This is a genomic window from Actinomadura vinacea (assembly GCF_039532545.1).
GTDB classification, from domain to species: Bacteria; Actinomycetota; Actinomycetes; order Streptosporangiales; family Streptosporangiaceae; genus Spirillospora; species Spirillospora vinacea.
The window spans coordinates 408,533-421,480 of sequence record NZ_BAAARW010000039.1; the positions used below are offsets into that span (position 1 = coordinate 408,533).

The following is a 12,948-nucleotide window of genomic DNA, read 5'->3' on the forward strand; positions in this document are numbered from 1 at the left end:
GTGCTCCTAGAAAGGGGGGAGAAGGGGGGCGAGGTCAGACGGTCGTCGGCTCGACGTCGGCCGGGCTGGCGGCGGGCTGCCAGACCAGCCGGCGCCCGCTGCCGGCGTCGAAGAGATGGAGGTGCTCGGGACGGGCCGACAGCCCCACGCGATCGCCGGTGGAGAGCCCGAGCGGACGCGGCCCGCGCACGCTCACCTGCGCGGATCCCGTCCGGCAGTGCGCGACCTCGTCGCCGCCCAGGTTCTCCACGGCCGTGACCTGCGCGCGGAAGCCCGCGCCCTCGGGCGGGACGACCTTGAGATGTTCGGGACGCACGCCCAGCGTCACCGCACGATCGGGGAGTCCGCCCTCGATGCCGGGCCCTTCGATGCCCAGCGCCACGTCCAGTTCGGGCCCGCGGGCCATCAGGGCGTTCCCGGCGGTGTGCAGGGTCGCGTCCAGAAGGTTCATCGGGGGCGAGCCGAGGAAACGGGCGACGAACACCGAGGCGGGCTCGTCGTAGACCTCGGCGGGGGTGCCGGTCTGCTCCACCCGGCCCTCGTTCAGCAGCGCGATCCGGGTGGCCATGGTCATCGCCTCCACCTGGTCGTGGGTGACGTAGACGACCGTGGCCCCCAGCCTGCGGTGCAGCGCGGTGATCTCCGCGCGCGTCGTGGCACGCAGCTTGGCGTCGAGGTTGGACAGCGGCTCGTCCATCAGGAACGCGCCCGGGTCCCGTACGAGGGCCCGGGCGAGCGCCACCCGCTGCCGCTGGCCGCCCGACAGCTCCCGGGGCTTGCGGTCCAGCAGCTCGGTCAGGTCGACCATGGCCGCGACCTTGGCGACCTCGGCGCGGATGGCGGCCTTGGACAGCCCTCTGGCGCGCAGCGGGAACCCGATGTTGCGACCGACCGACAGGTGCGGGTAGAGCGCGTAGCTCTGGAACACCATGGCCAGGTCCCGCCGCTGCGGCGGGGTGTGGGTGATGTCGGCGTCGTCCAGCAGCACCCGCCCGGCGGACGGTTCCAGCAGCCCGGCGATCATGCGCAGCAGCGTGGACTTGCCGCACCCGCTGGGGCCCAGCAGCACCAGGAACTCGCCGTCGGCGACGTCCAGCCACACCTCGTCGACGGCGGTCACCTGGTCGAACCGCCGTGTCAGTCCTTGCAATCGAATACCGCTCACGGCGGAGAGTGCAGCAGCGCTCCGTGACCAGAGGGTGAACGCAAGGCGTGGGCAGATCGCCGGGAAAGGACCATCTTTCGTAGAATGACCTGCGAAAACGCCGGATCTTCCGGGCGCGGGCGATAGGCGATGGCAATCAACCGAGAGTGAGTGCCTCTCGCGGTGGCGGCCGCCGGCCGTGGGGGTCAGGGATGGCCGGCGATGCGGCCGCCGTCGACCACGTGGTCGGCGCCGGTGGTGAAGGCGGACTCGTCGGAGGCCAGGTGGACGACCACGGCGGCCACGTCGGCGGGGGTGCCGAGGCGGCCGAGCGGCGGGGTGCCGCTGGTGCGGTCGCCGGCGGCGGCGCTCATGGGGGTCTGGATGACGCCGGGGTGGACGGCGTTGACGCGGATCCCCTTCGGTGCCAGTTCCAGGGCGGCGGCCTTGGTCATGCCCCGGACGGCCCACTTGGACGCGGTGTAGGCGACCGCCCTGGGGCCGCCGACGAAGGCGGACGTGGAGCCGATGTTGATGATGGAGCCGCCGCTGGCACGTTCCATCGCGGGGGTGACGGCCTGCATCCCGAGGAACGTGCCGACGGTGTTGACCTCCAGGACGCGCCGGAACGCCGCCTCGTCCAGGTCGGCGACGCCGCCCCAGGTGACGATGCCGGCGTTGTTGACCAGGATGTCGACGCTGCCGTAGGCCTCCTCGGCGGCGGCGACCAGGGACTGCCACTGGTCCGCGTCGGTGACGTCGAGGGGGTGGAAGCGGGCGCCGAGTTCTTCGGCCAGGGCCTCGCCGGAGGCTATGTCGGCGATGGTCACGTGCGCGCCCTCGGCCGCGAAGGCGCGGGCCTCGGCCGCGCCCATGCCGCTCGCGCCGCCGGTGATGATCGCTGACTTGCCCTGGAGTCTCTTCACCACGCAACTGTAAACATCATGATGATACCGGTCAAGCAGGGCTTGTGCCATTTCCTCATGAGAAATAGGGTGCGAGCAATCGGGTCGACTCGTGGGAGGTCGCAGGTGGACTCAACGGCGCAGCTCGATCGCCGGCCCAGGCCCCGGACGGGGCCCCTGGCCGGGGTGCGGGTGGCGGACTTCTGCTGGATGGGCGTCGGATCGGTGGCGACCAGGCTGCTGGCCGACTTCGGGGCCGAGGTCATCAAGATCGAGAACCGGCGGCGGCTGGACATGCCCCGGCGGCTCCCCATCTACAAGGACGACCCGCGCTCCTACGGGGACGAGGACGCCGACCCCGATCCGGACAAGGGCGGGCTCTTCAACAACTACAACCGCAACAAGCTCGGCATCACGCTGGACATGGGCACCGAGCGGGGCCGGGAACTGGTGGAACGGCTGATCGCCGCGAGCGGCGTCGTCACCGAGAACTTCGCGCCGGGCGTCATGGAGCGGTGGGGGCTGACCTACGAGCGGCTCCGGGAGCTCTCGCCCCAGGTCATCTACGGGCGGATGAGCGGCTTCGGCCACAGCGGCCCGCACCACCACTACCGCAGCTACGGCCCGGTGGTCCAGGCGGTCAGCGGGCTGTCGCAGATCAGCGGGCTGCCCGGGCGTGAGCCGTCCGGCTGGGGGCTGTCGTACATGGACAACCAGGCCGCCTACTACAACAGCGCGGCGCTGATGATGGCGATCCTGCGGCGGGAGGCCACGGGCGAGGGCACCGAGATCGACGTGTCGGCGGTGGAGGTCGGCGTCAACCTGGCCGGCCCGCTCCTGCTGGACGCCACCGTGAACGGCCGCGGCACGCGCCGCCCCGGCTTCCCGATGGGCAACCGGCACCCGGAGGCCGCGCCGCACGGCGTCTACCCGTGCGCCGGGGAGGACCGGTGGGTCGCCATCGCGGTCTTCGACGACGAGGAGTGGCGCGCGCTGGTCGCCGCCATGGGCGATCCGCCCTGGGCGGCCGACCCGCGGTTCGCCGCCGCCCGCCACGAGCACCAGGACGAGCTCGACCGGCACATCGCCGAATGGACGCGGAGCCGCACCCCGCACGAGGTCATGGAGCTGCTGCAGGAGCGGGGCGTGCGGGCGGGCGCCGCCCAGCACGCGGGCGACCTGAACGAGACCGATCCCCAGATCGCGCACCGCGGGACGTTCTTCGAGATGGACCACCCGGTGATCGGCCCCGCCCGGTTCGAGGGCTCGCCGGTGCGGTTCTCCCGCACGGCCCAGGACGACTGGCGTTCGGCGCCGCTGCTGGGCGAGGACAACGAGTACGTCTACACCGAGATCCTCGGCCTGTCCGCGGACGAGGTGCGGGAACTGGCCGACGCGGGGGTGATCTGAACGTGGACGCGTACGCGGGGCTCCGGGTGATCGAGGTGTCCGGCGATCCGGGCGGCGAGTACACGGGCAAGCTGCTGGCCGACATGGGCGCCGACGTGGTGAAGGTGGAGCCGCCCGGCGGGTCGCCCACGCGCCGGACCGGGCCGTTCGCCGGGGACGTGGAGGGGCCCGAGAACAGCCTCACGTTCTGGTTCTACAACGGCGGCAAGCGCAGCGTCGTGCTCGACTGGACGGGCGAGGACCGGGCCGCGTTCGAGGACCTGGTCGCGGGCGCCGACGTCCTGCTGATCGGGCTGCGGCCGAGCGAGGCCGCGGCGGCGGGGCTGGACTACGACCTCCTGCTGGAGGCCCACCCGCGCCTTGTGGTGCTGTCGGTGACGCCGTTCGGGCTGACCGGGCCGTGGGCGGACTACCGGTCCAGCGACCTGGTGGCGCTGGCGGCCGGCGGGCCGCTGATGAGCTGCGGTTACGACGACCATTCGATCCCGCCGATCCGGCCGGGCGGCAACCAGGGGTACCACACCGCGGCCAGCTTCGCGCACACGGGGCTGCTGATGGCGCTGCTGGAACGCCGCCTCAGCGGCCTCGGGCAGCTGGTGGACGTGTCCATGCACGAGTCGCTGGCGGTCACCGTGGAGCTGGCCAACCCGTACTGGTTCTATCCCCGGGTCCTGGTCCAGCGGCAGACGTGCCGGCACGCGCAGCCGGTGAACACCCAGCCCACGCTGTTCCGGTGCGGGGACGACCGGTGGATCTACTTCGCGCTCATCCTGGCCGATCACAAGCCGTGGAACGCGCTGGTCGAGTGGATGGACGAGCAGGGCCTGGCCGCCGACCTGGTCGCCCCCGAGTACGGGGGCCTGGAGCACCGGCAGCGCAACTTCGACCACGTGCAGGAGGTCATCGAGTGCTTCTTCCTCCTTCAGGATTCGGCCACCGTGTACCACGAGGGGCAGCGGCGCGGCCTGCCGATCGGCCCGCTGTACGCCCTGGAGGACCTGCTCGAAGACGAGCATCTGACGGAGCGCCGGTTCTTCGCGCCGGTCGAGCTGGACGAGGGCCGCTCCGCGCTGTTCCCGACGAGCCCGTACCGCTTCTCCGCGGCCCCGCCCTCCGCACCGGGGCGCCCGCCGAGGCTGGGGGAGCACACGGCGGAGGTGCTGCGGGCGGTGGACGACGCGTCCTCCTCCGCCCCGGTCGAGGCGGGGCGGTGATCGCCGGTGCGTGACGAGACGTTCTCCCACCGCGACCGGTGCGCCATCGTCGGCATCGGGGCGACGGAGTTCTCCAAGGACTCGGGGCGCAGCGAGCTGAGCCTGGCGACGGAGGCCGCGAAGGCCGCCCTGGCGGACGCCGGGCTGACGCCCGCGGACGTCGACGGGCTGGTCAAGTGCGACCACGACCTGGTGTCGATCAACGCGCTGGCCGACTCGCTCGGCGCCGAGCTGTCGTACTGGTCCGAGGTCGGGCCCGGCGGCGTGGCGCCGTGCGCGATGGTCGGCCAGGCGGTCGCCGCGATCGTCAGCGGGCAGGCGAGCACCGTGGTGGTGTACCGGTCGCTGAACGGCCGTTCGGGACGCCGGTTCGGCCGGACCGCGGCGAGCGGCACCGAGCGGGTCGGCGGCAAGGGCACCTACGACGAGTACTTCCTCCCGCACGGGCTGCAGACGGCCGGCCAGTTCTTCGCGATGATCGCCCGCCGCCACATGATCGAGAACGGGCTGACCGAGGAGGCGCTCGCGCACGTCGCGGTCACCTGCCGGGAACGTGCCAACGCCAATCCGGCGGCGCAGATGCACAGCCGGAAGCTGACCGTCGACGACTGCCTGTCGGCACGGCCGATCTCCTCGCCGCTGCGGCTGTTCGACTTCTGCCTGGAGACCGACGGGGCCTGCGCGGTCGTGGTCACCTCCGCGGCGCGGGCGGCCGACTGCCGCAAGCCGCCGGCCCTGATCCGGGCGGTCGCCCAGGCCGGCGGCCCGCGCGTCCAACCCGGAATGATGTGGCCGGCGGTTCTGCGCGAGAACGTCACGACGATGCCCTCCCGGGCCGCGGCCGAGACCCTGTACCGCCGGGCCGGGCTCGGCCCCGAGGACGTCGACGTCGCCCAGCTCTACGACTGCTTCACCATCACGCTGCTGCTCCAGCTGGAGGACTACGGCTTCTGCCCGCCAGGCGAGGGCGGCCCGTTCGCGATGAGCGGGGCGCTCGGTCTGGACGGCGCCATCCCGGTCAACACCAGCGGCGGCCATCTCTCCGAGGGATACATCCACGGCATGAACCACATCGTCGAAGGCGTCCGCCAGATCCGCGGCGAGTCCACGAACCAGGTGGCCGGGGCCGAGGTGTCCCTGGTGACCTCCGCTCCGCCGCCCGGCACCAGCGCGCTGCTCCTGGTGCGGTCATGAGCGGGCCGGAAGCGGGACGGCTGCTGCCCGTCCTGGACGACCCCGACACCGCCGGACACTGGGAGGCCGCCGCCCGCGGCGAGGTCGTGGTCCGGACGTGCCGCGACTGCGGGCAGGTGCTGCACCTGCCCCGCGCGCACTGCTTCGGCTGCGGCGGCGACGACACCTGGTGGCGGCCCGTTCCCGGACGGGCCCGCCTCTACAGCTGGACGGTCGTCGAGCACCAGGTGCACCCCGCCTACCCGGTGCCGTACACGGCCGTGCTCGTCGAGCTGGAGGAGCCCGCGGGCGTGCGCCTGGCCGGGTTCCTGCCCGGCCGCCCGGAGTTGCGGGCCGGGCAGCCCATGCGCGTGCGTTTCGAGGACGCCGGAGACGGGACGGTGCTGCCGCAGTGGGAGCCCGCCGAGGAAGAGGAGGCGGGATGACCGCGAGCAGACCGGTCGCCGAGGGCCTGTTCACCGATGGCGACGAGGGGCCCGCGCTGATCGGCGCCCGGTGCCGCGCGTGCGGCACGACGACGTTCCCGCGGCAGGACTCCTGCCCCCGGTGCGCGCGCGTGGACATGGAGGAGAGGCCGCTCCCGCGCAGCGGCACGCTGTGGTCGTTCACCGTGCAGGGCTTCCGCCCGAAGCCGCCGTACACGGGGCCGGAGCCGTTCGAGCCGTACGGCGTCGGCTACGTCGACCTGGACGGCGAGGTGATCGTCGAGGCGCGGCTCACCGAGAACGACCCGGCGCGGCTGCGCATCGGCGCCCCGGTGGACCTCGTCCTCGAACCGTTCACCACGGACGCGGACGGCACGCGCGTCGTCACCTTCGCCTTCGCGCCGCGCGGCTGAGAGGAGCACACCCATGGACGTCGCGATCATCGGAATCGGCATGCATCCGTTCGGCCGCCACGAGGGCGTCGGCGGGCGCGCGCAGGGCGCGCACGCCGCGCGGGAGGCGCTCAAGGACGCGGGCGTGGACTGGGGCGACATCCGGTTCGCGGCCGGCGGCAGCAGGGACGGCGGCGACGCCGACTCGCTGGTGGCCGACCTCGGGCTCACCGGCGTGCCGTTCGTCAACGTGTGGAACGGCTGCGCCACCGGCGGCAGCGCGCTGACCACGACGGTCAACGCGATCGAGGCCGGCGCCGTCGACCTCGGCATGGTGATCGGCTTCGACAAGCACCCGCGCGGCGCGTTCAACCCCGACCCGGTCTCGCTCGGCCTGGGCCCCTGGTACGGGGAGACCGGGCTGATGGTCACCACGCAGTTCTTCGGCATGAAGGCGCAGCGCTACCTGCACGACCACGGCATCGCGCCCGCGACGCTGGCGAAGGTCGCGGTCAAGGCGTTCGGCAACGGCTCGCTCAACCCCAACGCCTGGCGGCGCAAACCGCTGAGCGAGGAGGAGGTCCTCGCCTCCCCGATGCTGAGCCATCCGCTCACGCAGTACATGTTCTGCTCGCCCGGCGAGGGCGCCGTCGCCATGGTCCTGTGCCGCGGCGACCTGGCCCGCCGCTACACCGCGGCGCCGGTCTACCTGCGGGCGGCCGAGCTGCGGACGCGGCGGTTCGGCTCCTTCGAGGTGTTCAGCCCGTGGATCGCGCCCGAACGGGCCGGCAGCCCCAGCGTGGACGCGGCGCGGGCCGCGTTCGAGGCGGCGGGCATCGGGCCGCGGGAGATCGACCTCGCCCAGCTCCAGGACACCGAGTCGGGCGCGGAGATCATCCACATGGCGGAGTGCGGGCTGTGCGAGCACGGCGAGCAGGGCGACCTCGTCGCGAGCGGCGCCACCGCGATCGGCGGCGCCCTCCCGGTCAACACCGACGGCGGCTGCCTGGCCAACGGCGAGCCGATCGGCGCCTCCGGCCTGCGGCAGGTCTACGAGAACGTCCTCCAGCTGCGCGGGGCCGCCGGTCCCCGCCAGGTGCCCGGCAGCCCGCGGGCCGCCTTCACGCACGTGTACGGCGCGCCCGGCGTGAGCGCCTGCACCGTCCTGACGACCTGAGGGAATCGCCCGCAACGAAGCGACCGCCGCCGAGGGATCCTCGGCGGCGGTCGCTTTTCGGCCGGTGGTCAGCCGAGCCCGATCTTCTCCGCGGCCCGCGCGAGGCTGCGCCGCTTCTCCTCCAACGGGCCCTTAATCCACACCTGGTCGGCCCACAGCACGACGTCGGTGAAGCCCTCGGCCTCGTACTGGTGGAGCAGGTCGGCGTCCCAGCCGGCCACCCGGAAGTGGCGGCGCAGCTCGGTCCCGCGGTCCGCCTCGGCGCAGAGGGCGTCGAGGCGGCCGCGCAGGGCGAGGGCGTCCTCGAACGAAGGCGTGCCGGAGCTGAACCACTCGTCGCCCAGCCGCACGGCCCGGCGCAGTGCCAGATCGGAGTTCCCGCCCAGGACCACCGGCACCGGGACGGGACGCGGGCTGACCTGCACCGGACCGAAGTCGAAGTGCTCACCGTGATGCTCGAACGGGCCGCCGCTCCACGCCTTCCGCAGCACGGTCAGGGTCTCTTCGAGCCGCGCGCCGCGCCGCTCGAACGGGACGCCGAGGGCGTCGAACTCCTCCCGCAGCCACCCCGCGCCCGCGCCGAGCTTGAAGCGTCCCTGGGAGACCTCGTGGAGCGTGGCGACCGCCCGCGCGGTGACGAGCGGGTGCCGCAGCGGCAGCAGGTAGATCCCGGTGGCCAGCCCCAGCCTGCGCGTGAACGCGGCGGCGGCGCCGAGGGCCACCAGCGGATCCATCAGCTCGGTGGCCGGATCGACGACCGCCCCGGGGTGGTGCTGGTGGGCGCTCTGCCCGGTGGAGGGGTGCTCGCTGGCGTATCCGAACGGCAGGACGAGATGCTCGCCGAGCCAGATCCCCTCGAACCCGAGCTCGTCGGCCGCCACGGCCAGATCCAGCAGGTCGCGGGGCTCCATGTCGTACGCGGACAGGCCGATCCTCATGCTTCGCCTCCAGCGGGCCTCGCGATTGGTGCGGTGGGGTGGGCAGCGGGGTGGGCTCAGAGTTTGTCGAACACGCCGGTCCCGCCGCCGGCGGCCATCGCCGCCACCACGCCCGTCGCGGTGACGGCGGTCATGACCAGCGCGATCGCGGCGACCGTGGGGTAGGAGCCGTTGAGCCAGTAGTCGAAGATCACCGTGCCCATCACCTGCGTGGTGGGGGCGCGGACGAGCATGGACGCCGAGAACTCGTGCGTCAGCAGCACGAACATCAGCGCCGCCGCGCCGCCCAGGCTGGTCCGCAGCAGCGGCAGCACGATCCGCGCGTCGGTGGCCAGCGGCCCGGCCCCGCTGACCCGGGACGCCTCGACGTAGGCGGTGCCCTGCGCGATCATGCCCGACAGCAGCATGCGGGTCGCGAACGGCAGCATGAGCGTCACGTAGACCAGGATGATCACCCACCGGGAGCCGTAGAGGATCAGCGGCGGGCTGGTGTAGGTGAGCAGGAACCCGGCGCCGAAGACGACCGCGGGGATGCCGAGCGGCAGCGCGATGATGAAGTCCAGCAGCGCGTGCACCGTGCGGAACCGGCGCCAGCGCAGCAGCATGGAGGCGGCCACGAAACCCACCGGCAGCACGATCGCCACGGCCGTGAGCGAGGCCATGACGCTCATCACGATGGCGTCGACGATCCCGGGCTCGTTCAGCACCGTGCGGAAGTTGGCGAGCGTGAAGGAGTCGAGGCCGATCGTGCCGCTCCAGAACTTCGACAGCGCGACGACGACGAGCGCGGCCAGGGGCAGCACGGTCGCGACCAGGGTGTAGCCGATCATCACCGCCACGGCGGCCTTGGAGGTGCCGCCGACGGAGCGGAACGCCTTGCCGCCATGGGTGACGAACCGGGTCTGGTCGCCGAGCGCGAGCTTCTGCCCGATGACCACGGCCAGGCCGAACAGCAGCAGCGGCGAACCGTAGGCCGCGGCGGCGCCGAAGTCGACCGGGGACTCCGAGACCGACCGGAACATCGCCGTGGTGATCACCTCGGTGCCGCTGTTGGTGCCCAGCAGCAGCGGCACCGTGAACTGCCCCAGGCCCAGCAGGAGCGCCACGCCGCCGCCGTAGATCAGGGCGGGTCGCAGCAGCGGCAGCACCACCTTGAAGAACACCCCGACCGGGGACGATCCGCTGACCTGCGCCGCCTCGATGTGCTCCTGGCTGATGTTCTGCAGCCCGGTGCTGACGAACAGGTACACGAACGCCGTCAGCCCGAAGCCGGTGATGAGGACGATCCAGGGCAGCGAGTAGACGTCCACGGGCCCGCTCTCCAGGTGCGACCACCAGGGCAGCTGCCGGAGCAGGACGTTGAGGTAGCCGGGCCGGGGGGACAGCAGGAACGCCCAGCCGGTGACGTTGGCGATCGCGGGGATCACGATCGGCAGGATCGGCAGCGTCCGCAGGATCCGGTAGCGGGGCGGCATCCGGGTCGCGACCCAGGCGAGCATCGTGCCCAGGACCATGGCGACGACCAGCGAGCCGAGCGCGAGCGCGATCGTCGTCCCGACGATCTTGCCGGTGCCCGGGGACCCGAACGCGATCCGGTAGCCGTGCGCGCCATCGGCGAACGCCGCGCTCTGCAAGCGGATCAGCGGCATCACGACCAGGAAGCCGAGTACGCCGATGAACAGGGCCGCGCCCGCCGGGACGAGCAGCCGGCGGGACCGCCGCGGCGCGTCCGGAGCGGCCGGCGGGCCTTGGGGGGCGGGGCCCCGCGCGCCGGGGCCGTCGGTGTCGGTGAGCGTCGTCATCGCCGTCACGCGCCCACGGGCGCGGGGCGCGCCCCGCCGTCGGAGGAGGCGGCGCTCGGTTCCCCGTCGTCGTCGAAGAAGCGCGCATCGGCGGGACGGAATCCGACGGCGACCTTCTGCCCGGCGGCGAGTTCGCCCGCCCAGCCGCCCGGGCCGGCCAGCGGCACCCGAACGTGCAGCCGGTCGCCCGCCGCGGCCCCGTCGCGGTCCTCGAGGGTGAGGGTCGCGTCGATGTGGCGTCCGCCGTAGCCGGACTCCAGGACACGGCCCTTCAGGAGCGTCATGCCGTCGCCGGGGACTTCGCCCGCCGGTGCGATGTGCACGTCCTCGGGGCGCAGCCGCGCCACCAACCTCCCGGACGCGCCCAGCGAGCACCTGGCCGCCGGCGGCGCGCCCGCGACGGGCGCGCCCTGGCAGGTCCACCCGTCCGCGCCGCGCTCGAACAGCAGCCGGTTGGCCATGCCGACGAAGTCGGCGACGTACTCGGTCGCGGGCTTCTCGAACACCTGCCGCGGGGTGTCGAACTGGTCGATCTCGCCCGCCCGCATGATCGCGAGCCGGTCGCCGAGCGCCAGCGCCTCGGATTGGTCATGGGTGACGAAGACCGCGGTGAAGCCCAGCTTGGCGTGCAGCTCGTGCAGGTAGGCCCGCACCGAGTCGCGCAGCCGGGCGTCCAGGTTGCTGAGCGGCTCGTCGAACAGCACCAGGTCGGGGCGGGCGACCAGGCCGCGGGCCAGCGCCACCCGCTGCTGCTGGCCGCCGCTCAGCTGGGCGGGATGCCGGTCCAGCAGCGCCTCGCAGTCCACCAGCCGGGCGGTCTCCTCGACCCAGCCCTCCTTGATCTTGTCCTTCAGGCCGCGGGCCTTGAGCGGGTAGGCGATGTTGGCGCGCACGGACATGTGCGGCCACAGCGCATACGACTGGAAGACCATGCCGATGCTGCGCTTGTCCGGCGGCCGGTTGATCCGGTTCGCGGCGTCGAAGACCGTCCGGCCGCCCAGCGAGATCCGTCCCGCCGTCGGCGACTCCAGGCCCGCCAGGCAGCGCAGCGTCGTGGTCTTGCCGCAGCCGCTGGGGCCGAGGAGGACGAGGAACTCGCCCTCCTCGATCTCCAGCCCCAGCCCGTCGATGACCGTGACGGGCGGTCTTCCCTTGAAGGTCTTGGTCAGACCTTCGGCGCTCACGTACGACATGGGTGACCTCGATTCCAGTCGACTTAACGGTCTCGCGCCCTAGGACCCGAAGTCCTGGTTCCATTTCGCCTGGAACTCGCGGACCTTCTCAGGGGTGAGCTGGGCGAGGTCCTGCTTCCGGACGGTCGAGGTGTTGCCGACGGTGCCCGGGATGTTGGGCAGGACCGAGGCGTGCGTGCGGGCGATCGCCTCCTGCCCCTGCTCGCCGATGATGAAGTCGGCGATGAGCTGGGCGGCGTTGGGGTGGGGGGCGGACTTGAGCGCCATGCCCCAGAAGAGGGCGCCCCAGGGCTTCTTAGCCAGCCCCCAGTCGACCGGCGCGCCGGACTTCTTCTCATCGATCAGCGGACTGACGAAGGGGGTGGCGGCGATCTCACCGGACTGGATCGCCTGGGCGATCGGCAGCGAGCTGGGGTAGATCCGCGGCTTCTGCGCGGCCAGCTTCTTGACGAAGTCGGCCCCGTAGGTCTCCTGCAGGTAGAGGTAGAAGTCGACCATCGAGGGGGCGGCCGGCTTGATGACGCCGATCTTTCCGCCGCGCAGGCTCGGGTCCAGCAGGTCCGGGTAGTCCTTGATCCCCTTCTTGTACAGCTTGGTGTTCCAGCCGAAGGTCAGCACGGCCGCGTTGGTGAGGAAGTAGGTGCCTTCGGGCACGGAGGTCTGCTTGTTGTACGCGGGCGCCTCGAACGAAGGTCCCCGCGGTGCCTCGAAGGCGTCCTTGTTGGCCTTGACCCAGACGAGGCTGGCGCCGAAGAAGACGTCCGCGATGCCCTTGCCGGTCTTGCGCTCGGCCTCCACCTTGGGCGTGAGGTCGGCGTCGGTGCCGCGCACCACGGTCAGCTTGACCTTCGGATACTTCTTCTCGAACCTGCCCTTGAAGTCGTTCAGTTCCTCCGTGCCGTGGCTGGAGTAGATCGTGACCTTGCCCTCCTTCTCGGCCGCGGCCACGATCTCGTTCCAGGATCCGGCGACCGGCGCGTTGCCCTCCGGCTGGGCGGGGCCCGCCGAGCAGGCCGCCGCGGGCAGCACCACGGCCGCCGCCAGCGACACGGCACCCAGGAACCGGCGGCGATTCACGTCCCTTGTCATTGCGAACTCCCTCGCACAAGGCCCTTGCCTCCGGGCTCCCGTTCGGGCGGGGGCCCGGGCGAGCG

At 72.4% G+C, this 12,948-nt stretch carries 12 protein-coding genes; 6 read left to right on the forward strand and 6 right to left on the reverse strand.

Going from position 1 to position 12,948, the window contains the following annotated elements:
• Nucleotides 1–34: 34 nt before the first annotated feature.
• Nucleotides 35–1,165 (reverse strand): ABC transporter ATP-binding protein, encoded by a 1,131-nt coding sequence (locus tag ABD340_RS43150; RefSeq protein WP_344597368.1) that lies wholly within the window; start codon nucleotides 1,163–1,165, stop codon nucleotides 35–37.
• Between the two features lie 185 nt (nucleotides 1,166–1,350).
• Nucleotides 1,351–2,070 (reverse strand): SDR family NAD(P)-dependent oxidoreductase, encoded by a 720-nt coding sequence (locus ABD340_RS43155; protein WP_344597369.1) that lies wholly within the window; start codon nucleotides 2,068–2,070, stop codon nucleotides 1,351–1,353.
• Nucleotides 2,071–2,175: 105 nt separating this feature from the next.
• On the opposite strand from ABD340_RS43155, the gene ABD340_RS43160 reads away from it, so the two are divergent.
• Genes ABD340_RS43160 through ABD340_RS43185 form a run of 6 tightly spaced genes read left to right on the forward strand, consistent with a single transcriptional unit; the run spans nucleotide 2,176 to nucleotide 7,861 of the window.
• A complete protein-coding gene (locus ABD340_RS43160; RefSeq protein WP_344597371.1) occupies nucleotides 2,176–3,459 on the forward strand; it encodes a CaiB/BaiF CoA transferase family protein in 1,284 nt (427 codons plus the stop codon).
• A gap of 2 nt (nucleotides 3,460–3,461) precedes the next feature.
• A complete protein-coding gene (locus tag ABD340_RS43165; protein WP_344597373.1) occupies nucleotides 3,462–4,673 on the forward strand; it encodes a CaiB/BaiF CoA transferase family protein in 1,212 nt (403 codons plus the stop codon).
• 6 nt (nucleotides 4,674–4,679) lie between these two features.
• Nucleotides 4,680–5,867, forward strand: coding sequence for a thiolase C-terminal domain-containing protein (locus ABD340_RS43170; RefSeq protein ID WP_344597375.1), 1,188 nt, complete (start codon nucleotides 4,680–4,682; stop codon nucleotides 5,865–5,867).
• Complete coding sequence (locus ABD340_RS43175) at nucleotides 5,864–6,292, forward strand: Zn-ribbon domain-containing OB-fold protein (RefSeq protein ID WP_344597377.1); 429 nt, start codon at nucleotides 5,864–5,866, stop codon at nucleotides 6,290–6,292. Before ABD340_RS43170 ends, ABD340_RS43175 begins: the two co-directional genes overlap by 4 nt.
• On the forward strand, nucleotides 6,289–6,705 hold the full coding sequence (locus ABD340_RS43180; RefSeq protein WP_344597378.1) for a Zn-ribbon domain-containing OB-fold protein: 417 nt from the start codon (nucleotides 6,289–6,291) through the stop codon (nucleotides 6,703–6,705). Before ABD340_RS43175 ends, ABD340_RS43180 begins: the two co-directional genes overlap by 4 nt.
• 13 nt (nucleotides 6,706–6,718) lie before the next feature.
• Nucleotides 6,719–7,861, forward strand: a complete 1,143-nt coding sequence (locus ABD340_RS43185; RefSeq protein ID WP_344597380.1) for a thiolase family protein — start codon at nucleotides 6,719–6,721, stop codon at nucleotides 7,859–7,861.
• Nucleotides 7,862–7,929: 68 nt separating this feature from the next.
• Here ABD340_RS43185 and ABD340_RS43190 read toward each other — a convergent pair whose 3' ends face one another.
• From ABD340_RS43190 to ABD340_RS43205, 4 genes are read right to left on the reverse strand one after another with little or no spacing between them, the layout of a single operon-like run.
• Entirely contained in the window at nucleotides 7,930–8,799 is an 870-nt protein-coding gene (locus ABD340_RS43190) for a TIGR03619 family F420-dependent LLM class oxidoreductase (protein ID WP_344597382.1), read from the reverse strand.
• Nucleotides 8,800–8,855: 56 nt separating this feature from the next.
• Complete coding sequence (locus ABD340_RS43195; RefSeq protein WP_344597558.1) at nucleotides 8,856–10,601, reverse strand: ABC transporter permease; 1,746 nt, start codon at nucleotides 10,599–10,601, stop codon at nucleotides 8,856–8,858.
• Between the two features lie 5 nt (nucleotides 10,602–10,606).
• Entirely contained in the window at nucleotides 10,607–11,785 is a 1,179-nt protein-coding gene (locus ABD340_RS43200; protein ID WP_344597383.1) for an ABC transporter ATP-binding protein, read from the reverse strand.
• Nucleotides 11,786–11,833: 48 nt separating this feature from the next.
• Nucleotides 11,834–12,883: an ABC transporter substrate-binding protein gene (locus ABD340_RS43205; protein ID WP_344597385.1), complete on the reverse strand. Its 1,050-nt coding sequence runs from the start codon at nucleotides 12,881–12,883 to the stop codon at nucleotides 11,834–11,836.
• Nucleotides 12,884–12,948 lie beyond the last annotated feature (65 nt).